This window comes from Methanomassiliicoccaceae archaeon (assembly GCA_034928305.1).
Classification (GTDB): Archaea; Thermoplasmatota; Thermoplasmata; order Methanomassiliicoccales; family Methanomethylophilaceae; genus VadinCA11.
This window is the reverse complement of the sequence record JAYFOZ010000001.1, coordinates 83,832-103,220: the sequence shown is the minus strand read 5'-3', so window position 1 is coordinate 103,220 and position 19,389 is coordinate 83,832. Positions and strand designations below refer to the sequence as shown.

The following is a 19,389-nucleotide window of genomic DNA, read 5'->3' as shown; positions in this document are numbered from 1 at the left end:
CTGCTAAACGCAGGAATATATAATAATTATCGCTGACTCATTCATCCACTATTTCGGGTATGAAGTCGAACGGGTCCTTGGCGATGCTGAGGACCACGGCGGTGTTGGTCTTCTTGACCCCGGGCTGCGAGTTTATAAGCTTCACGGTCTCGGAAAACTCCTCTCTGTCGATGCAGGCCACCCATGCGATGGCGTCGCTGTCTCCAGTTACGTCGAATATCCCCACTACCTGAGGGACCTTGCTCAGGTTCCCGAGAACTTCAATGAGATTGTCGGCATATATGTGCACGATTCCCATATATTCGAACCCGAGTTTCATATAATCTATCTTGGCGCGGTATCCGTTTATGATCCCCTTGGCCTCCAGATTCTTGACCCTTTGGATCAGCGTCGTGGGATGGACGCCTATTTGTTTAGCCAATTGTCTATAGGAACCCTGGCTCGATGTGCAAATGAGCTCTACAATCCGCTTGTCTAAGTCATCCATATCACGAAGTCCCGACATCCGGCACCACCGATGCACAAACCCGTTCCGTATATTTATTAGATAGGGACTTGTTTTACCGAAATATGACGGAAGAATTGTTCAGGCACGACGGATACCAATTCGAATTCCAGGCGCGGGTGGCGTCTACCGATGGGGAACTGGTCGTACTTGACCGCACCGCATTCTATCCGGGGGGCGGAGGACAGGTGTGCGACACGGGGATGCTGGACGATGCCCGCGTCACAGAGGCCTTCTACGACAAGAACGGGGACGTGGCACACAGGGTGCCTGGACACAGTTACAGTGTAGGCGACGACGTATGGGGAAGCGTCGACTGGGACAGACGCTTCGACCTCATGATGGGGCACACCGCGGAACATTTGCTGTTCGGTTCCCTCCGAAGAGAGGTCCCGGAGCTGACAATATCGAAAATATTCATCTCGCCTGAAAGCAAGTATGTGATAGTTAACGAAGACATCGGCTGGGAGGACATCCGAAGGGCCGTCGTTTTCGCCAACCGCGCCATACGTGACAACCTGACGGTATCGAGGATAATGATGAGCAGGGACGACCCTGACCTCGCAGACAAGGTCAGGATAAAACTAGACCGCATACCCGAAGGAGAGGAGATCTCGGTGGTTGCGATAGGAGATATAGATTATTCGGCCTGCAGCGGGATCCATGTTATGGAGACATCGGAGCTGGGCATGATCTTCGTCGACAGAAAGGTCTCGGCCGGAAAGGACGGCGTGGCCGTTCACTTCAGGGTCGGAAATGCGGCCGCCGATTCGGCCATGGAACTTGCAGTGACGTGTCTGGAGACCGCGGAGGCCGCTGACAGCAAGCCCGAGGACATAGTAAAAGCCGTGTCTAACATGAAGAGGGAGCTTGAAAACAACCGCGCTTCGCTGAAGGAATCGTCCAAGGCTCTGCTTTCGTCCGTGGAACCCAGAGACGTGAATGGAACATTCGTATATTTCGCCATGGTCCACGGAGCCGACAGGACCGTTATGGCTGAGGCGGCCGAGAAGGTCAAGTCGAAGGGCGGCGTGGCGGCCTTCGTATCCTACGGCGAGACCGTTTCGGCAGTCGTGGCTTCGGGTTCGACCAAAACCGACTGCAGAAAGGTCCTGACCGATGTGCTTGGAAAATTCGGAGGGCGCGGAGGCGGAAAACCGGATTTCGCGCAGGGAGGGATCCCGGACCCCGATAGGGCGAAGGACCTTCTCGAATCCATGGAAGATGCGATCGTGAGATCGCTTTCCTTGAGCAATATTAATTAAACATGCGGACGGTTCAGGTGGTGATATGGCTAAGATAAATCAGCGCCAGATGAAGCAGGCGATGAAAAAAATGGGCATCAGCCAGTCCGAGGTCCCGAACGTTACCGAGATCATAATCAGGACCAGGGGCGACGAGACGGTCATCACCAACGCCCAAGTGATCTGCATCGATATGAACGGTTCCAAGAGCTACCAAATCACCGGAACCGAGATAGTTAGGCCGCTGACGTCCTCGTCGGAGGCTGCCGGACCGCAGATACCCGAGGAAGACATAGAGCTCGTCATTTCGCAGACCGGATGCAACAGAGAGAAGGCCGTAGAGGCCCTCAAAGCAACGGACGGACAGCCGGCTGAGGCAATAATAAAGATAGTTTCGGAGTGAGAATATGTGCCTTGCGATTCCTGGAAAAATTGTTAAGATAAACGATCAAACGGCAGATGTCGATTTCGGTGGCGTGATCAAACAGGCGAACGTTGCGATGGTCGATGCCGAGGTTGGGCAGTGGGCGGTCGTACATGCCGGATACGCCATTGAGATAATGGACGAGGAAGAGGCCCGGGAGACCATAGCTCTCTGGAACGAGGTCCTCGACCACGACGGCGTGAAGTACCAGTAAGCTCAGCGGAACAGCTTTTTTGACAGCATGTTGCCCAGGCCGCGCCCTATTGCGGATGCGGCGTTGCCGACCATTCTGTCGGTGGCCTTCTCGGCATACGACTTCCTTTTCCGTGTATTGGTACTTTTAGGGGAGACCTTCTGCTTTGCGTCGGCCTCCTTGACTTTTTTAATCTCGGCCTTTTCTTCGGCCTTTTCTATGGCCTCGTAGGCTGTATAATCGTCGATCCGCTCCCTGTACTTCTCGTCCAATTCGCTGCCGGATATCATCGCCCTGTAATCTTCGTCGGAGATCTGTCCCAGGAACGATTCGGGAGGCAGTACGAACGCCCTCTCCACCATGCCCGGGCTTCCTTTCTCATCGAGGAAAGAGACCAGAGCCTCCCCTGTGCCGAGCTCCATTATCGCATCCGCGGTCTTGAACTTCGGATTTGCCCGGAAAGTTTCTGCTGCCGCCTTTACAGCTTTCTGTTCTTTTGGAGTGTAAGCACGGAGCGCGTGCTGCACGCGGTTGCTTAACTGAGACAGCACCTGGTCAGGAATGTCGGAGGGGCTCTGGGATATGAAGTAGATGCCTACTCCCTTGGAACGTATCAGTTTGACTACCTGCTCCACCTTTTGTACGAGGACGGGAGGCGCATCGTCGAACAGCATATGCGCCTCGTCGAAAAAGAAAACGAGCTTTGGCTTCTCGAGATCTCCGACCTCCGGTAAGGTCGTGAAAAGATCGTTCAATAGCCACACTATGAATGTAGAATACAATTTAGGATTATGTGCCAGCTTCACGCTGTGCAGAATGTTGACGATCCCTCTGCCGTCCTTGTCCTTTCTGAACCAGTCGTCGATATCGAGAGCGGGCTCGCCGAAGAACACATCCCCGCCTATGTCCTCGAGCGCCATAACCGAGCGCTGGATCGCACCCAGGGACTGCACGCTCATCAGACCGTACTCGCCCTCGTACTCCTTCCTGTTATCCGAAATGAATCCCAACACTGCCCTGAGGTCCTTCGTGTCCACAAGCTCCCAGCCCTCGTCCTCGCATATCCTGAAAACTACTCTGAGAACGTCTTCCTGCACATCGGAGAGGCCCATCAGCCTGGTGAGCAGGTCCGGCCCCATCTCGTCGATGGTCGTCCTGACCGGATGGCCTTTCTCCCCATAGATGTCCCAGAATTCGCATGGGAATCCTGTGTAACTGAAACCGTCGACCCCCCAGCTTTTCGATGCGTTTCTGCATCCCCTCGTTATCTTTCCCGGCCCTGCAAAGGCCGCTGACGTCCCCCTTGATATCGGCCATGAAAACCGGTACGCCCATCGAACTGAACGATTCGGCCATGACTTTCAGCGTGACGGTCTTGCCTGTGCCGCTCGCACCTGCTATCAGCCCGTGCCTGTTGGCATATTTCGGGAGGAGATGGATCCTCGAGTCCCCCTTTGCGATCCAAAGCTTACCGTCGGCGTACATTTCTTTCCTCTGAGTATCGGAGCACGTTCGCGATTAACATACTTTATTCCGATTGGGACGTTTAATGATGTGGAAAATGAGTAAGAAGTTTGTGGGTTTTGATTTATAGTTCACATATCGGGATCTATCATGTTTTCCATGCTTACCCTCACGTCTATCTTCTGATAAGCAATATTTATGCCGTTCTCCCTGAACTCGGCCAGCGCCCGCTCCCTGACCGCCGCTTCGACCGCCCATGTATCCTCATAGTCGTACACAAATGCGGCCAGCCTCAGTTTTATGCCCGATTCCGTTATCTCCGTGGCACGGGCATACGGCATCATGACCGTGCCGTCCTTGATTATCTGGGGCTGGCCCAGCGCCGCATCCACCAGGATGCTCTTGGCCGATGCGAGGTCTGTATCGCGGGTCACCTCGATGAACAGGTTGAATCTGTAATACATGTTATCTCCGGTCATATTGGTGATCTCGCTTGCCGCCACCTTGTCGTTCGGCATCGATATGATCTCCTCGTTCCAGGGATTCTTGAACCATGTTGTCATTATCCCGACCTGCTTGACCTTCAGTTCCATGGATTTGTCGATCCTTACGAAATCGCCCGCTTTGAAGGGGCGGGTGGTCAGCAACGTTATTCCGCTGAAGAACTGCCTGAGCATGCTCTGAGCTCCCAGAGAAATAGCCAGTCCCGCGATTCCTGCACCTGCGACTATGCCCATGAGGTCCGCTCCCATCAATGAGAATATCGATGCGACGGCCACAGTGACGATTATTATCTGACCGATCATCCTGAACAGGGGGATCAGAGTATCGTCCACTCCTCCGGGTTTCACCTCGCGCCCCATCTTCGAAAACAGATGTTCCAGCGAAATGACGTAAGCTCTCCAGAAGATGAGCGCCCCCAATACGACATAGGATATGGCGGCTATCCTGCCCGAGACATCTATCACATACTCCGAGGACCCGAGGACCTTGAGGCTTTCATACACGCCATAGACCATTATCGCTAAAAATATCAGTTTGAAAAGTGAGCCCGTAACTATCTTTCTGGTCTCCCTGTTGCCCTTCATCGGAATGTACAACATGGCCGGGACTATGACCTTGGCCACCGATGCCGCTATTATCGCCCAAAGTGCCAGCGTTATCAATGCCGCTGCTTCGGGAGAGTCCAGGGGGCGAGGCAGGGTGTTGGGTATGATTCCCAATATCTTGTTATAATTTCCATAGGAAGAAAGGCTGGAACTGATTGTAAAATGCAGGTTCTGAGATATATGCACAGGACTGTCGCTTTCGGGACCTTCGACCGTAAGTTGGATGGTGAGGTAGTCTCCGCCCTCCCTCGTGTATCTGTCTGAGAAGAACGTCACTTCGTACGTCTTGGACTCCTTGGACTGTATCTCGACTGCTGTCGGCAGGTCTTCCGTCTTGTAATCCACTGCCGTAACGCCTATTATGTTCATAGTTACGAATCTTCTTTCAGCGGACCTGTTCTCTATTCTTATCTCAACCTCTGCTTCTTCGCCCGCGGCTATTGGGATGGGTTCGTCCACATTGGGAACTTCCCCCATTCGGTTTCCTTCATAGTAGAGGTACATCGTAACATCATTCTCGGCCGGGTCCGCGGCCTCCGACTCCGATGCAAACATCGGAACCGTCAGAAGTACCGCGCATAGGACGGCCAGAATGAAAAGCGGTGTCTTGAACTTCATATAAGTGCAATGTTCTTGTCGTATAAAGAAAAAATCTACCTGATCAATGCGATACGGACGTGATTTTTGTCATTGATATTGTGCGTGTAACATGTTTTGGTTGTTTTCTTTCTTTAGATAACAGAATATTACAAACTGACGTGCGTACAATCGCTTTCCGTTACGTATCGATTGCAGAATGAACTGAAATGAACGTCTGGGTCCGGATTAAGAACTAACGCGTGCAATAAATCTTAAACGTACAGCGAATATGTGTGACCGCATGATAATTATAAAACTGGGCGGCAGCGTCATAACCGATAAGTCCCAGTACAGAAAATTCAATCAGGAAAGAGTCTCGAAGCTCTGCAGGGAGATCAAGGATTCCGGACTCGAGGTCCTGGTGGTCCACGGGGCGGGTTCATTCGGCCACGTGCTCGCAAAGCAATACGGTCTGCAGAACGGTTTCTCGTCCAATGACCAGATAATCGCGGCGGCCCGGGTGCAGTATGACACCAGAGACCTGAGCCAGATGATAGTAAAGGAGATGATATTGGCCGGGATACCGGCCGTATCGGTTGCTCCCGGGTCCTGCTTCGTCATGAATAACGACAAATTGATCGCAACGGATACGGAAGCGATCGAAAGGCTCAATAAACTCGGGATCATGCCCGTGACCTTCGGGGATGTTGTAACAGACCGCACCAAGGGCTTCGGGATATGCTCCGGAGATCAGCTCATGGAGGTCCTGGCGGAACTTTTCGATATCAAAAAGGTGATATTCGTCTCGGACATCGACGGACTCTACACCGCAGATCCGAAAACAAACAGAGAGGCTAGATTTCTCGGCTCTGTCGACCCGGAAATGTTGCAGAGGATTAAATCGGAGAGCGGCGTAGATGACGTAACAGGAGGAGTGCTCTCCAAAATAGAGGCAATGCTCAGAATGAGCACCAAAAACCGTGACTGTGTTCTTGTTAACGGCACGGTAGATGGAAGGTTGGGTGCTTTGCTGAGAGGGGAGACGGTCACCTGTACCATAGCGAGGGGCGGAATTAAATGACACCGATCAACAACAGAAAAGCCGACCACATCAAGATCTGCCTGACGCAGCGAGTAGCTCCTGGCTACTGCTACTGGGACGATGTCAGATTTGTACACAACGCTCTGCCTGAAGTAGATGCGGACGAGATAGATACAAGCATCACTCTTTTCGGTGAGAAGCTCGACTTCCCGCTTATCGTTACCGCCATAACAGGCGGATTCAGCGGAGCTAAAAAAATCAACGCGAACATCGCAGAAGCTTGTGCCGAACTCGGCATAGGCATGGGAGTCGGCAGCGAGAGGGCAGGCGTCGGAGGCGTAGAACCGGAAAGCTACAGCGTAGTGAAAGATTACGACGTACCGCTTATGATAGGTAACATCGGCGCTCCGCAACTCATACCTCAGCACAGCAAGGACATCTTCGCTTCGGATGGCGTCGGCAGAGCTATCGATCTGATAGATGCCGACATCATAGCCGTACACCTGAACTATCTTCAAGAGGCCGTTCAACCCGAAGGGGACACGAATTCCAAAGGCTGTTACGATGCAATACGCGATCTGGCGGTAAAATACCCGATAATAGTCAAAGAGACAGGGGCCGGGATATCGAAAGACGTTGCATCGAGGCTCAAGGGTACGGGAATCCGGGGCATCGACGTGGCCGGAATGGGCGGCACGAGCTTCTCGGGGGTCGAGCTCCACAGGGCGATCGATGCCGGAGACGACATACGCACAGGAATGGGCGAGACCTTCTTCGACTGGGGGATACCGTCCCCGGTATCGCTTATCGAAGCCAGATGCGGCCTTCCTCTCATCGCTTCCGGAGGCATACTTGACGGGATACACGTCGCATGCAGCATTGCGATGGGCGCAAGCTGCGCGGGCATCGCAAACGCTGTGCTGAGAGAAGCGACTGAATCGGCTGAAGCCGTGAAGAACAAATTGACATTGATCAAAGAAGAACTTAAGGCGGCCATGCTGCTGACCGGGTGTTCAGACATCAAACAGCTTTCCAAAGCTAGGTACGTTGTGCTCGGCGAGACCAGACAATGGTTAGAGGGACTAGAATGAACGCAAAGGATTATCTTAAGAAAATTTCGGCCGAGCTGGATGCTCCGATTAAAAAATACATAGAGGATGAAGAGCCGGCAGACCTCATCGAGGCTTCCAGACAGTATCCGTATGCAGGCGGCAAGAGGATGAGGCCGGCAATGGCCATCGCATGTTGCGGTGCCGTCGGAGGAGACGCGTCGAAGGCCGTCCCGTTGGCCGTCGCGGTAGAATATATTCATAACTTCACTTTAGTCCACGACGACCTAATGGACGGGGACGAAAAGCGCAGGGGGATGACCACCATCCACATCAAATACGGAATGCCCACCGCGGTGCTGGCCGGCGATGCGTTGTTCGCCAAAGCGTTCCAGATAATCGCGGACCTGGATGTTCCGGACGATGCCATGAGGGGCATTCTGAAATACGTCACCAAAGCCGTCTGGGACCTTGCGCGCGGACAGCAGATGGACATCAACAACGAGGGGCACATCGTCACCGAGGAAGTGTACATCGAGACCATAAGACTTAAGACCAGCGTCCTTTTTGCCGCCGCGGCCGCCGGAGGTGCGATTGCCGGAGGTGCGGACGATAGAACTGTGAAGGCGATCAACGAATACGCGATCGACCTCGGACTCGGATTCCAGATGTACGACGATTACCTGGGCGTCGCCGGGGAGTCCTCCAAGACCGGAAAATCGGTAGGAAACGACATCCGCAAGGGAAAGTGCACGGTCATGATCACCCACGCGATGAGTCATATCAAGGATGCGAGGGAGCTCAAAGAGTTCAAGGGCATACTGGGAAAGATCGATGCCGACGAGAAAGAGATCGACAGGGCGCTAGAAATCCTCGAAAGGGCTGGAAGCATAAAATATGCATTGGATCTGGCCCAGAGAAGGGTCGATATGGCGATCGAGAAGATCCAGTTCCTGCCCCCGAGTGAAGAGAAAGAGTTCATGATCGAGCTCGCCCGCTTCGCGATAGACAGGGACGTCTGAAACTTCCGGGCCGGGAATTCCCGGCCTTTATTTTTTTCATTCGACCTTTGAGTCTGCTTTGAGTTCCGCTTTCGCGGTCTTTTCCTTCTTCTTGGGTTGAATGACCACTACCTTGTTGTCCTCCGCGGGCTCGGACTTCAGATGGACGTCCATCTGAGGGAATGGGATCTCTATTCCGTTCTCGAGGAACTCTCTGTACACGCGCTCCCTGATCTGCCCGTCGGTAGAGAAGCTGTCATTGTAATCGTAGACGTAAATTGAAAGTCTGAGAGTAACGCTGGAATCTGCCAATGCCGTCATCCTGACTCCGGGCATCGGCACCAAGCCGCCCTTCATGACATTGGGATTGTCGAGTGCCGCCTCCATCATTATGCTCTTCGCCTTGTCTATGTCCGAGCCGTAGGCCACTCCGAAGTAGATGTAGAAATGATAGAACAGGTTCTCCACGCTGTAATTATATATCACTGCCGAAGAGACCATGTTGTTGGGCATCGTGATGACCTGCTCGTTATCCGTATGATAGAACCTTGTGTTCATGACCCCGACGCTGTCCACCTTCAGGACGGTGCCCTCGGTACCGATCCTGACTATGTCCCCTTCTCTGAAAGGGCGGGTCAACAGAAGCGACAGCCCGCTAAAGAACTGGTTGAGCGTGCTCTGTGCGCCCAATGAAAGTGCCAGTCCTGCTATTCCCGCACCTGCGATTATTCCCATCAGATCTGCTCCGAGGGCAGAGAATATTGCGGCGACCGTAACAACGCCGATGGCGATCCTGCCTATCATCCTGAACAGAGGGATCAGCGTCTCGTCGACCCCTCCAACGGATGTGTTGGTCCCGATCTTACGGAAAACGTTGTCGATTATCACCAAGTAGAGCTTCCATGCGATTGTCGCTCCCAGCAGAATATACAGCACAAGAGATACGGTGTCGAATATCTGGATATAGTAGTCGGAAGCACCGTAGACCCTCATCGCCTGACCTATTCCCGCCACGGTGGCAAACATTACGACCATCTTGCCTATCCCGCGCGTTATCTCTCTCCTGGTCTGATTGTTGCTCCTGAGGGGCGCCCAGAGTATTGCCGGTATTACGGCATATGCGGCCACTATGCCCATGATCGCCCAGATGGCCAGCGTTATGATGGCTGCGTATGCCGGCTGATCGAAGGGCTCTCCGAGCGGATTGTTGTAGAGGCCCATGATCTTATTGTAGTAGCCCTCGCTTGAAACTGCGGAAAGAACATTGATCCCTATGTCGATCGATACTGTTTCATTGGTACCTGCGACGGGATCTCCGACCACCATGTTAAGCTTGACCTCGCCGGCCCCATGGGTGTTGGTATTGGGGGTTACGATCACTTCGAAAGTGTAGATCGGGTCCGTCGGAAGAATGGAAACGGGTCCGTCGGCGTCCGTCACGGTTACATTATCAATACGGTCGTTGAATTCCGACTGGTTGAAATAAATGGTCCTCTCGCCGGTGGCTTGTGACTTTACCGTTATGTTTATCTTCAATTCGCTTCCCGAATTGACCTCGATATCGGAACTCGCATCTTCGATGTACTCTTGAAATGTTCCGTTACCGGTGGAATAGGTAATCTCGTAATTGATATCTGCCACGGTGGCAGCGTATGCCTCCTCTGTGTCGGCCAGCGGTACCGCGACCATAACGAGCACCGAAAGCAACGCCGCAACTGCAAGAGGCAGTTTGAATCTCACGGTTGCCCAAATGGACATTGGTTATTATAATATTCTCGAACCATTGCGGGCCGTGATCGTTCCGGAGACCGTGCCGCTGATGCTTTTCATGCTCATAATTGCGGTCCTTGGGTCCGCGGCCCTAAGCGACGTGCGGAGCCGGGAGGTCCACGACCTGCATTGGGCCGCCATAGGCCTGATCGGGATCGCGTTCTGGTTGATCTCCGCCTTGTATCACGGGGCAAAATGGGAATATTTTGCGATGGCCGCAGGTTCCGGGATCATAATGTTCGACATCCTCTGGGACTCGGACCGCTCCAAGACCGTTTCCGTTGCCATATACGGTTCGATATTGGTCTTTTTCCTGCTGCCATATATTGTCTCGCGGTCTGACCCGATTGTGCAGGCGGGGATGACCATACCCGTCTTCTACATTCTGTATATGCTCATGTATCTGGCAGGGCTGCTGAGAGGCGGTGCGGATGCGAAATGCATGATATCGCTTACTGTGGCCTTCCCATTCTATCCGGTGTTCTGGAACTTTCCCATCCTGGGCGTACCGGAAGGTGTTCTCCCTCAGGTCTTCGTGTTCTCCGTCGCGGTGCTGTTCCATGCACTTCTCTTCTCGCTTACCGTGGCATTATACAATGTTTACAGGAATTTGCGGGACGGAAACAAAGGAAAGAGGATGTTCCAAGGTTATATGATGGACATAGACGAGGCCGAAACGTCCCACGTCTGGCCCATGGACGACGCCGACGGCGAAAAACTTTTCAGCACCCCCATATCCGAAGATGCCGCAGACATATATTCCAGGCTCAGAAATTACGGTGAAAGGAAGATTTGGGTCACTCCGATGATACCTTTCATTCTGCCGATATTCGCTTCTGCGCTCTTCGTCGGCCTGGCGGGGAATCTGCTGTTCCTCATCTGACCATGTTCAGCCTGTGCTTGCAGCATGCGCACCTTCTCCCGTCCAGGGCCTCGATGTCCACAAGATATCCGAGACGCTTCACCACGGCGGTGCCGCATTCCGGACAGTATGTGTCGCTTGTCCCTTCGGCCAAGATGTTGCCGATATAAACGTAGTTGAGACCTGCCGATATCGCGGTATCTCTGGCCGCTATGAGCATCTCCGGAGACGTCCACTGAACATCGTTCATCTCGTTGTCCGGATGGAATCTGGTGAAGTGGACCGGCACGTCTTCTGACAGATCGTTCCTTACCCAGACTGCGAATTCGCGTATCTCGGACATACTGTCGTTAAGCCCCGGGATCATCAGGTAGGTTAGCTCGATGTGCACTTTCTGGTCGAAAACCAGTTTTACCGATCTGAGAACGTCTTCGAGGTGCGCACCGCATATCTTCATGTAAAAATCATCGGTGAAGCCTTTGACATCGATATTCATGGCGGATGTTACCTTGCATAGGTCTTTCATGGGCTTTTCGTTAGCAAGCCCGTTCGTAACCAGTACGCAGGTAAGGTCCGGGTCCAGGTCCATGACGTCCATTATGTACTCGTACCAGATCGTCGGCTCGTTGTAGGTGAAAGATATTATGTCCAGCTTCTCGTTCCTGCACATGCCGATAAGTTTCTCGGGAGAAACATAAGTGGTGCGCTTCTTGCCCGTGGAATACTGGGCGATCGCATAGTTCTGACAGTGGCGGCATGACATGTTGCATCCGACGCTACCGACCGAAAACGTCTTGGCGCCCGGATAGAAGTGATAAAGCGGCTTCTTCTCTATGGGGTCCACGCATATTGATGAAAGTTTTCCGTATGTGTAAGCGACGAGCATGTCGTCCTCTCCGTACCTTGAACCGCACTTCCCATAGCTGCCGGGCCTGATGTGGCAGCGATGCGGGCAAAGTTCGCACTTGTAGTATCCTTCTTCCCTGGTGTAATAGGCGGCCTCGACCATCGGATTAATAGATGCCATGACCCAGCACCTCCGTTTTATCTGCGTCGGATATCTTCGGCGAGTTTCCGTTGTCCACTACGCCTATTATCGTGAATGGGGCCCCGCATCCGTAAAGCGCCTTGATCTTATCCTTCTTGAAAGTGAACATAAGCTCGTACTCCCCTCCCCAATAGAGGGTCATTTTGTCCCTGTGTATTCCAAGCAGTTCGCTGACCTCTGCGACCCCCTCGCCTTCCGGAAGGAAATCGCGATGGAACTCCATCCCGACGCGGCTCAGACCGCATATGCTCCAAGCGGCCTCGGCGAGGCCGTCGGAAAGGTCTATGCACGATGTCACGGCACCGGACCCCGAAAGGGCCATGCCTTCCTCGACCCTCGGCATGGGGACTTTGAGAGCTGTTTCGGCCTCCTCTATGTCCAGACCGTGCTTCAACGAGTGCCATCCTGCGGACGGGCCTCCGAGCGGGCCTGTTATCGCCACAAGGTCGCCGGGAACGGCGCCGTAGCGCGTCATCGGGGCCCTGTCCTCCATGCTCCCTATCGCCGTGGCCACTGCGGCGCCTTCGCCCTCCTTCGTGTCCCCTCCGATTATGAACGTGCCGCAGAACTCGGCGCACTGGTCGGCGCCGCTCATTATGTCGTATATCTGCTCCTCATCCATATCTGCAGGAACCATTAGCGAAACGACCAGCCCGTTTGGTCTCGCCCCCATCGATGCAAGATCGCTGAAATTGACGGCGGCGGCCGTCCATCCGAACTGCTCGAAGGTCATCGTATCCGGCATGTGCCTCTTGAACGTAAGTCCGTCAGAGCATATAGCCAGGCGTCCGCTGATGTCTGCAAGTGCGGCATCATCGCCTGGACCGTCTCTTCCTGAGGGACGGACCGCCCTGAGCATCCTGCGTATGATCTCCCTCTCTCCGATCTCACCGAACGACGCCATCTACCACAGTATCCGATTTAGCCCTAATATCCTTTGCACGCGCCCCTGGCGCGGATAAATTTAATAATATACTGTCGATAAGAGCACAGAATGAAGATCGACGTTAAGTATGGAAAGGGTTCGCAACCTACCGAGATACCGGACAGGAATTTCATCGGAACGTTCTATCCCAAGGACGTGAAATGCCTCCCGCCGAACGATGTGATTAGCGAGTCCATCGGAAAACCGATCGGCTCCGAATCCCTGGAATCCTTCCTTAAAGGCGGAAAGGACATCGTTTTCATAATCAACGACGGCACGCGGCCTACACCCACGGCCAAAGTACTGGATGCACTTTCCGAGATAATCGACCTGAAATGTGCCAGATACCTCATCGCGACCGGTAACCACCGTGCCCCCACAGATGAGGAATACGATTTCATGTTCGGAAAGCACTATTCCGGCCTGAAGGACCGTATCGTCGTGCACGACGGCAAGAAATCGGAATGCATCAATCTGGGCACTTCGAAGAACGGCACCCCGATGGAAATCAACAAGGTAGCAGTGGACTCCGACCGCCTCGTCATAATAACAAGCGTGGAGCCCCACTACTTCGCTGGGTACACCGGAGGACGTAAATCTTTCCTGCCCGGAGTCGCGTCGTTCAGGACCATCGAGGCCAACCACAAGATGGCGATGAAGATGGAGGCGCAGTCTCTGGCACTTGAAGGCAACCCTGTCCATGAGGACATGATGGACGCGCTCAAGGCCGTGAGGGGCAAGAAGATATTCTCCATACAGATGATCCTCGACAGGCACCAGAACATATACCGGGCTGTAAGCGGGGACCTGAACATGGCTTTCGAAAAGGCCGTGGAGTTCGCCAACGAGGTGTTCTCCGTGGGCATCCCGAGGAAGGCGGACGTCGTCATCTCGGTAGCGCCCTACCCCATGGACGTGGACCTTTACCAGTCGCAGAAGGCGCTTGACAACGGCAAGTGGGCCCTCAAAGAGGGAGGTAAGATCGTCATGGTGTCGAAATGCCGCGAAGGGACAGGCAGCGCCACGTTCCTCACCCAGCTTTCCAGCTCCAGCGACCCCGAGGTAGTTCTTGAGAACCTGAAAAAGGAATACAAGCTTGGTTACCACAAGGCGGCCAAGATGGCCGAGATCATGACATGGGCCGATGTCTGGGCGGTAACCGACCTGGACCCCGAAATACTTTCAAAAGCGAACATAATTCCTTTCAGCAAGGTACAGGACGCAGTGGACTCCGCGCTTGCGGACGACCCGGATGCGGAATTCCTTGTTTTGATGGATGGAAGCGTCACAATTCCCAGAGTTGAGTAAAGATGAGCGAATTCAAGACAGAGCACCTGGAAGAGGTAAGAAAAGCGGTCAACGTGTGCACGATGTGCGGGTTCTGCAAGAGCGTGTGCCCCTCTTTCAAAGAAATCGGATGGGACACAGCATCGTCCAGAGGAAGAATCACACTCACATACGGAATACTGAACGGGGACATCCCGATAGACGAGTCTGTCGTAAGGAACCTCTACACGTGCACCACCTGCGCCGACTGTGTCAGAAGATGTCCTTCAAAAGTAAATATCGTGGACATCGTAGAGATCTGCCGCTCGGACCTTGTGAAGAACGGCTACATGCTCGACAAGCACAAGGCGATGTGCGACAGCGTCGTCAAATACGGAAACCCGTACCGCGAGGAAAAAGGAGTTGCCGAGACCCTTGGGGTCAAAAAGCACAAGGCCGACATAGGCTACTTCGCGGGTTGCACGGCCACCTACCGTTCGAAGGAGACTTCGAGGTCCACGATGTCCGTTCTGAAAAAGCTCGGTGTCGATTTCACCGTCGTCGACGAGGTCTGCTGCGGGTCCGTACTACAGAGAGTGGGCTTCGACCAGGAGTACATCACAACGATGTTCCAGAGGAACATTGATGCCATCAAAGAGCTTGGCGTCAAGACCATAGTATTCTCCTGCGCAGGATGCTATAGGATGTTCAAGATGGAGTACCCCAAGTATGTAGACGTCCCGTTCGAAATACTGCATATCACCGAGTTCCTGGCGAAAAAGGACCTCAAACTGAAGCCCCTCAACGGAGTCAAAGCCACTTACCACGACCCCTGCCACATGGGCAGGCACTGCGGCATCTACGATGCACCGAGGGAGGTCATCGCCAAGATCCCCGGCCTGGAGTTCAAGGAAATGGAGTACAACCGCGAACTGAGCCACTGCTGCGGAGGCGGCGGAGGCGTAAGGAGCGCGTTCCCGGAAGAATCCCTGGGAATAGCCTCGACGAGGCTCGACGAGGCCTCGTTCGCAGACATGATCATCACCTCCTGTCCATTCTGCGTGAACAACCTTGCTTCCGGCAAGGGCGACCGCAAGATCGAGGTCGTGGACCTTATGGAGCTCATTGACAAATTGATGTGATACGCATGCTTCCGACAAAGTGGAGCGGTGGTTCGATAACGTACGAACGTCCCGTGATAATGGGAATACTCAACGTAACCCCCGACTCTTTTTCGGACGGCGGAGCGTACGCGAAGCTGAACTCCGCCGCAGACCATGCGTTCAGGTTGATCGACGAGGGGGCAGAGATCATCGACATCGGTGCGGAGTCCACACGTCCGGGGTGGAAACCCGTTTCGATCCGGGAAGAGATAGACCGGCTTGTACCGGTCATTAAAGAGATCGCGCCTTCGTGCGATGTCCCCATATCCGTGGACACTATGAAGACCGAAGTTGCCGAGGCCGCCATCGAAGCAGGCGCCAACATGATCAACGATGTCTACGGGCTCAGATGGGAGGGCATGCCCGAACTGGTCGCATCGACAGGCGTCCCGGCGATAATAATGCATATAAACGGCGAACTGGAAAACATGCACTCCGAGATTATGACGGGAAACGTCCTCCCGCAGATCAAATGTTTCTTCGACGAAAGGGCGAGGGTCGCATTGGATGCCGGCGTCAAAGAGAACAAGATCATTCTAGATCCGGGAATCGGCTTCGGAAAGACCGGCGCCCAGAACACGGAGATAATGCAGAGCGCATATTACTTCAGAGGCAAATATCCGATCCTGATCGCTTCATCGAGAAAAAGATTCCTCACCGCCGTCCTGGGCTCCAACGACGATACCGCTTCCGCCAAGGCCGCGGCGATAGCCGTCGACGGCGGAGCCAATATTGTGAGGGTCCATAACGTCAAAGCAGCGAAGGCCGCGCTTTATCGCAAGAGATAAAGCGCCGCGGTGATCGCCGCTACGGCCAACAGCGCCAGCGCGAAGAATCCGATCTCCTTCCTGGATTCTCTCTTGGTACGTGTCTCGTACAGCGACACGCATTCCTCGGAGCAGTATTTCTCATCGGAAGGTATCGGCTCGCCACAGAATTTACAATGCGAATGCTCAGGAAGTTCCGCCACGACGGGCAATGGCGTTCACTGTATAAATCCGGCACACTTTACATCCGAGGCCGAAACGCAGATCGTCCTTCCTGATGCTCTTACCGGACACGTACGGCTGATAGCGGCCCGTGCGCATCGTGTGTGGACCGCCGATGTGCTGCATGCCGCATATGTTCCGATAAAATATGGATCTCGAAAGACGGCGAAAAGCAGTTTGCCGGAGCTCCAACGCCGTATGATTTTTATCATCCGGCCTATTTACCCCCGTTAATGAGAGCTGATGCGCTGGATGCAGACCGGTTCGATCGGATGAGGCGCATCGGATGGATGGACATGGAGCGCATCTCCCGTTCGCGGTGCCTAGTCGTCGGCGCAGGAGCCCTGGGTAACGAGGCGGTAAAATGCATGGTCCTTGCAGGTTTCAGGAATATCGACGTCGTCGACACGGACCATGTCGTGAACTCCAACCTGAGCCGATGCGTACTTTTCCGCGAAGGGGACAACGGCCTTCCGAAATCCGAGGTGCTGGCAGAACGAGCGGCAGAACTGTGCCCGCAAGCGAACGTAAGGGCGATAACTGCGAAGGTTCAGGAACTAGACCGTTGGGACTACGACCTGGCCCTGGGATGTCTGGACAACTTCTCCGCCAGGATGCACGTCAACTCCCACACCGCTTACTTCGGAATACCTTATGTCGATGGTGCGACGGACGGCATGACGGGAAAGATGCAGGTCGTGCTCCCGGGAGGGCCTTGCCTTCAGTGCGCCAGCAACAGCAGCCACGAGAAGATCGCGGACCGGAGGTTCTCTTGCACAGGCAATTCCCATGTTTTCATTCCACATACGGCCGCCGAGATCACGACCACTTCCATAATCGCCGCAATGCAGGTGCGGGAGGCTGAAAAGTTGGCCTCCGGAAGGAGCGACCTCTGTGCCAGTGGCATAACCTATTACAACGGGGAGGCGGGTACCATGGGCAAGGTGGCCCTCGACATTGACCCGGGTTGCCCGAACCACCAGGAGAATAAAAGATGACAATTAAAGTGACAGTGGTGAACTCTGCAGCAGGAGCCTCCATAAGGATGGAGCTGGAACCTTACGAGAAAGTATCTGATATCATAGACTCGGCCGCGGACTACTGGAAAGAGGGAGCGGGTGCTTTCGTCCTCAGGAAGGGGGCGAAGCTCCTTATCGGTTCCAGGACCGTGGAAGAGGTGAATCTTTCGGACGGAGACGTCATAGAGATGATACCTGATCCGGAAGGCGGTCTCTGAATGGGGCTCGTCAGGCCCATACTCATAAAGAGGATCAATAACGAGATCCGGGAGCTGAACAGCTACCTCGGACTTTCGATATCCGAAGTTCCGGACAACGCCGAGTTCCCTGTGGTGCTGAGCATATCGCTTATGAATTCCCCCGCTAAGATCTCCGAGAGCGAGATGTCGCCGGAGCACGGGTTCGACCTCGTCCTTTCGGAAGAATATCCCTTCGAACGTCCAAGGGCAAAATGGAAGACCGAGATATTCCATCCTAACATCATGGTCCCCCGGGACGGGGGGTTCGTATGCGTGAAGACGTTGGACAACTGGAGCTTCGGTTCGAACATAACCTCGTTCGTCGTCGGCGTGGAGAACCTCCTGGCCGACCCCAATCCCATGAGCCCTTACGGCACCGACTCGTGCATGAGGGCGTCCAGGTGGTACCTGGCAAACAAACCCAGGTTCGATGCGCACGTCAGCTATGGTGGGAAGAATGCCTAAAGTGATATCCTCGGAGAAGATCGAACGCGAATACAGGAGACGCAGCGTTCCGGGCGTGCCGCTGTTCATCGGAGAGAAAGTTATATCCCGGATGGCCGACCACGCCGATATCGGGTTCGCCAAAGATAAGGAGGTCATGGGCCTGATAATGGGCCGGACCTTCAGAGATGCAGAGGGCGAGTATTCGATCGCCTGCGATATAGCGACCACGAAACTGGATTCTACCAGCATAAGCGTGAGATTCGACCACGATTCCCTGGAGGGGCTGTTCGAATCCATCGACGGGAGCGCGGGCGACAGCGTGATCGGATGGTATCATTCGCATCCCGGATTCGGATGCTACCTTTCCGACGTGGACATAAGGACGCATTCGGGGATATTCGGGGAGGGCCTCGGGTTCGCGGTGGTGCTTGACCCGGCGGACGAGACGCTGATGGTGTTCACCGTCGAAAACGGGGGCCCTAAGGTTGCTCAGATGGTGGTGGCAGAGGACGGGTGATCAGACCCAGATGGCGTGCCTGCTCTTCATCTGCGCCTCGTCGGTGTCGAATTTCTCCATTAGGTCTGCGACGAAACTGTCGAAGAACAGGAGGACGGAGCCCTCGAATATAGTTCCCAGAGGCGCGTATTTCTGATCGATCTCGCCAGATTTCATCAATATGACCATATCTGAGGCATGCGCCAGCTTGCTCTTCGGGTCCGATGTGAAACATACCACATAGGAGCCTATACGGCCGGCGATGTTGGCCGTGTTCACGACCGAAGCGGTCTCGCCTGTATTGGATACCAGGAGAGTTAGGTCGTTGCGACCGATGATCGGAGTGGCCATCTCGCCTATGAGGTGTACGTCGATGCCTAGTTGCACCAGACGGACGGCGAGGAGCTGTCCGACAAGTCCGGAGCGTCCGGAGCCATAGATGAACACCTTCCGGTTGTCCGTAACGAGCTTGGCGAGCTTTTCCCTGTCCTCGTCGGAGACCGAGGCCGCCGTCTCATGGCATTTCTCGGAAAGATATTCCAGGGCCGGATTCAT

24 protein-coding genes are annotated in these 19,389 nt (G+C 54.1%); 15 read left to right on the top strand and 9 right to left on the bottom strand.

Annotation, left to right across the window (positions count from 1 at the left end; genetic code table 11):
- Positions 1 to 37 precede the first annotated feature (37 nt).
- A complete protein-coding gene (locus tag VB016_00565) occupies positions 38 to 487 on the bottom strand; it encodes an Lrp/AsnC family transcriptional regulator (GenBank protein MEA4977038.1) in 450 nt (149 codons plus the stop codon).
- A gap of 83 nt (positions 488 to 570) precedes the next feature.
- Here VB016_00565 and VB016_00560 point away from each other — a divergent pair, with 83 nt between their 5' ends.
- From VB016_00560 to VB016_00550, 3 genes are read left to right on the top strand one after another with little or no spacing between them, the layout of a single operon-like run.
- On the top strand, positions 571 to 1,770 hold the full coding sequence (locus VB016_00560) for a DHHA1 domain-containing protein (GenBank protein ID MEA4977037.1): 1,200 nt from the start codon (positions 571 to 573) through the stop codon (positions 1,768 to 1,770).
- Between the two features lie 25 nt (positions 1,771 to 1,795).
- Positions 1,796 to 2,152, top strand: a complete 357-nt coding sequence (locus VB016_00555; protein MEA4977036.1) for a nascent polypeptide-associated complex protein — start codon at positions 1,796 to 1,798, stop codon at positions 2,150 to 2,152.
- Positions 2,153 to 2,156: 4 nt separating this feature from the next.
- A complete protein-coding gene (locus tag VB016_00550) occupies positions 2,157 to 2,387 on the top strand; it encodes a HypC/HybG/HupF family hydrogenase formation chaperone (protein MEA4977035.1) in 231 nt (76 codons plus the stop codon).
- A 2-nt stretch (positions 2,388 to 2,389) separates the two neighbouring features.
- Here VB016_00550 and VB016_00545 read toward each other — a convergent pair whose 3' ends face one another.
- Positions 2,390 to 3,634, bottom strand: a complete 1,245-nt coding sequence (locus tag VB016_00545) for a helicase HerA-like domain-containing protein (protein MEA4977034.1) — start codon at positions 3,632 to 3,634, stop codon at positions 2,390 to 2,392.
- On the opposite strand from VB016_00545, the gene VB016_00540 reads away from it, so the two are divergent.
- On the top strand, positions 3,610 to 3,864 hold the full coding sequence (locus tag VB016_00540; GenBank protein ID MEA4977033.1) for a hypothetical protein: 255 nt from the start codon (positions 3,610 to 3,612) through the stop codon (positions 3,862 to 3,864). The two genes, VB016_00545 and VB016_00540, sit on opposite strands and share 25 nt — an antisense overlap.
- Before the next feature lie 97 nt (positions 3,865 to 3,961).
- Here the strand turns inward: VB016_00540 and VB016_00535 are convergent, their stop codons facing one another.
- The gene (locus VB016_00535; protein ID MEA4977032.1) at positions 3,962 to 5,557 is read right to left on the bottom strand and encodes a mechanosensitive ion channel family protein; all 1,596 of its coding nucleotides are present in this window, start codon (positions 5,555 to 5,557) and stop codon (positions 3,962 to 3,964) included.
- Positions 5,558 to 5,819: 262 nt separating this feature from the next.
- Here VB016_00535 and VB016_00530 point away from each other — a divergent pair, with 262 nt between their 5' ends.
- Genes VB016_00530 through VB016_00520 form a run of 3 tightly spaced genes read left to right on the top strand, consistent with a single transcriptional unit; the run spans position 5,820 to position 8,631 of the window.
- Complete coding sequence (locus VB016_00530; protein ID MEA4977031.1) at positions 5,820 to 6,599, top strand: isopentenyl phosphate kinase; 780 nt, start codon at positions 5,820 to 5,822, stop codon at positions 6,597 to 6,599.
- Positions 6,596 to 7,651: a type 2 isopentenyl-diphosphate Delta-isomerase gene (gene fni, locus VB016_00525; GenBank protein ID MEA4977030.1), complete on the top strand. Its 1,056-nt coding sequence runs from the start codon at positions 6,596 to 6,598 to the stop codon at positions 7,649 to 7,651. Before VB016_00530 ends, fni begins: the two co-directional genes overlap by 4 nt.
- Positions 7,648 to 8,631, top strand: a complete 984-nt coding sequence (locus tag VB016_00520; GenBank protein ID MEA4977029.1) for a polyprenyl synthetase family protein — start codon at positions 7,648 to 7,650, stop codon at positions 8,629 to 8,631. The genes fni and VB016_00520 overlap by 4 nt, the downstream gene beginning before the upstream one ends.
- A 36-nt stretch (positions 8,632 to 8,667) precedes the next feature.
- On the opposite strand, the gene VB016_00515 is transcribed toward VB016_00520, so the two are convergent.
- Entirely contained in the window at positions 8,668 to 10,350 is a 1,683-nt protein-coding gene (locus tag VB016_00515) for a mechanosensitive ion channel (protein ID MEA4977028.1), read from the bottom strand.
- Positions 10,351 to 10,402: 52 nt separating this feature from the next.
- Between VB016_00515 and VB016_00510 the strand changes: the two genes are divergently transcribed.
- Positions 10,403 to 11,263 (top strand): A24 family peptidase C-terminal domain-containing protein, encoded by an 861-nt coding sequence (locus VB016_00510; protein MEA4977027.1) that lies wholly within the window; start codon positions 10,403 to 10,405, stop codon positions 11,261 to 11,263.
- Here VB016_00510 and amrS read toward each other — a convergent pair.
- Complete coding sequence (gene amrS / locus VB016_00505; GenBank protein ID MEA4977026.1) at positions 11,256 to 12,269, bottom strand: AmmeMemoRadiSam system radical SAM enzyme; 1,014 nt, start codon at positions 12,267 to 12,269, stop codon at positions 11,256 to 11,258. The two genes, VB016_00510 and amrS, sit on opposite strands and share 8 nt — an antisense overlap.
- Complete coding sequence (gene thiL / locus VB016_00500) at positions 12,256 to 13,194, bottom strand: thiamine-phosphate kinase (GenBank protein MEA4977025.1); 939 nt, start codon at positions 13,192 to 13,194, stop codon at positions 12,256 to 12,258. Before thiL ends, amrS begins: the two co-directional genes overlap by 14 nt.
- Before the next feature lie 90 nt (positions 13,195 to 13,284).
- Between thiL and larA the strand changes: the two genes are divergently transcribed.
- Genes larA through folP form a run of 3 tightly spaced genes read left to right on the top strand, consistent with a single transcriptional unit; the run spans position 13,285 to position 16,432 of the window.
- Positions 13,285 to 14,523 (top strand): nickel-dependent lactate racemase, encoded by a 1,239-nt coding sequence (gene larA / locus VB016_00495; GenBank protein MEA4977024.1) that lies wholly within the window; start codon positions 13,285 to 13,287, stop codon positions 14,521 to 14,523.
- A gap of 2 nt (positions 14,524 to 14,525) precedes the next feature.
- Positions 14,526 to 15,623: a heterodisulfide reductase-related iron-sulfur binding cluster gene (locus VB016_00490; GenBank protein MEA4977023.1), complete on the top strand. Its 1,098-nt coding sequence runs from the start codon at positions 14,526 to 14,528 to the stop codon at positions 15,621 to 15,623.
- A 5-nt stretch (positions 15,624 to 15,628) separates the two neighbouring features.
- The gene (gene folP / locus VB016_00485) at positions 15,629 to 16,432 is read left to right on the top strand and encodes a dihydropteroate synthase (GenBank protein ID MEA4977022.1); all 804 of its coding nucleotides are present in this window, start codon (positions 15,629 to 15,631) and stop codon (positions 16,430 to 16,432) included.
- Here the strand turns inward: folP and VB016_00480 are convergent.
- Complete coding sequence (locus tag VB016_00480) at positions 16,417 to 16,614, bottom strand: DUF2116 family Zn-ribbon domain-containing protein (GenBank protein MEA4977021.1); 198 nt, start codon at positions 16,612 to 16,614, stop codon at positions 16,417 to 16,419. The two genes, folP and VB016_00480, sit on opposite strands and share 16 nt — an antisense overlap.
- Entirely contained in the window at positions 16,598 to 16,759 is a 162-nt protein-coding gene (locus tag VB016_00475; protein MEA4977020.1) for a hypothetical protein, read from the bottom strand. Before VB016_00475 ends, VB016_00480 begins: the two co-directional genes overlap by 17 nt.
- Positions 16,760 to 16,866: 107 nt before the next feature.
- On the opposite strand from VB016_00475, the gene VB016_00470 reads away from it, so the two are divergent.
- The 4 genes from VB016_00470 to VB016_00455 are packed head-to-tail and all read left to right on the top strand — an operon-like array spanning position 16,867 to position 18,855.
- A complete protein-coding gene (locus VB016_00470; protein ID MEA4977019.1) occupies positions 16,867 to 17,631 on the top strand; it encodes a ThiF family adenylyltransferase in 765 nt (254 codons plus the stop codon).
- A complete protein-coding gene (locus tag VB016_00465) occupies positions 17,628 to 17,870 on the top strand; it encodes a hypothetical protein (GenBank protein ID MEA4977018.1) in 243 nt (80 codons plus the stop codon). The genes VB016_00470 and VB016_00465 overlap by 4 nt, the downstream gene beginning before the upstream one ends.
- The gene (locus tag VB016_00460; protein ID MEA4977017.1) at positions 17,871 to 18,356 is read left to right on the top strand and encodes a ubiquitin-conjugating enzyme E2; all 486 of its coding nucleotides are present in this window, start codon (positions 17,871 to 17,873) and stop codon (positions 18,354 to 18,356) included.
- Positions 18,349 to 18,855 (top strand): hypothetical protein, encoded by a 507-nt coding sequence (locus VB016_00455; GenBank protein MEA4977016.1) that lies wholly within the window; start codon positions 18,349 to 18,351, stop codon positions 18,853 to 18,855. Before VB016_00460 ends, VB016_00455 begins: the two co-directional genes overlap by 8 nt.
- Here VB016_00455 and VB016_00450 read toward each other — a convergent pair whose 3' ends face one another.
- The gene (locus tag VB016_00450) at positions 18,856 to 19,389 is read right to left on the bottom strand and encodes an SIS domain-containing protein (GenBank protein ID MEA4977015.1); all 534 of its coding nucleotides are present in this window, start codon (positions 19,387 to 19,389) and stop codon (positions 18,856 to 18,858) included.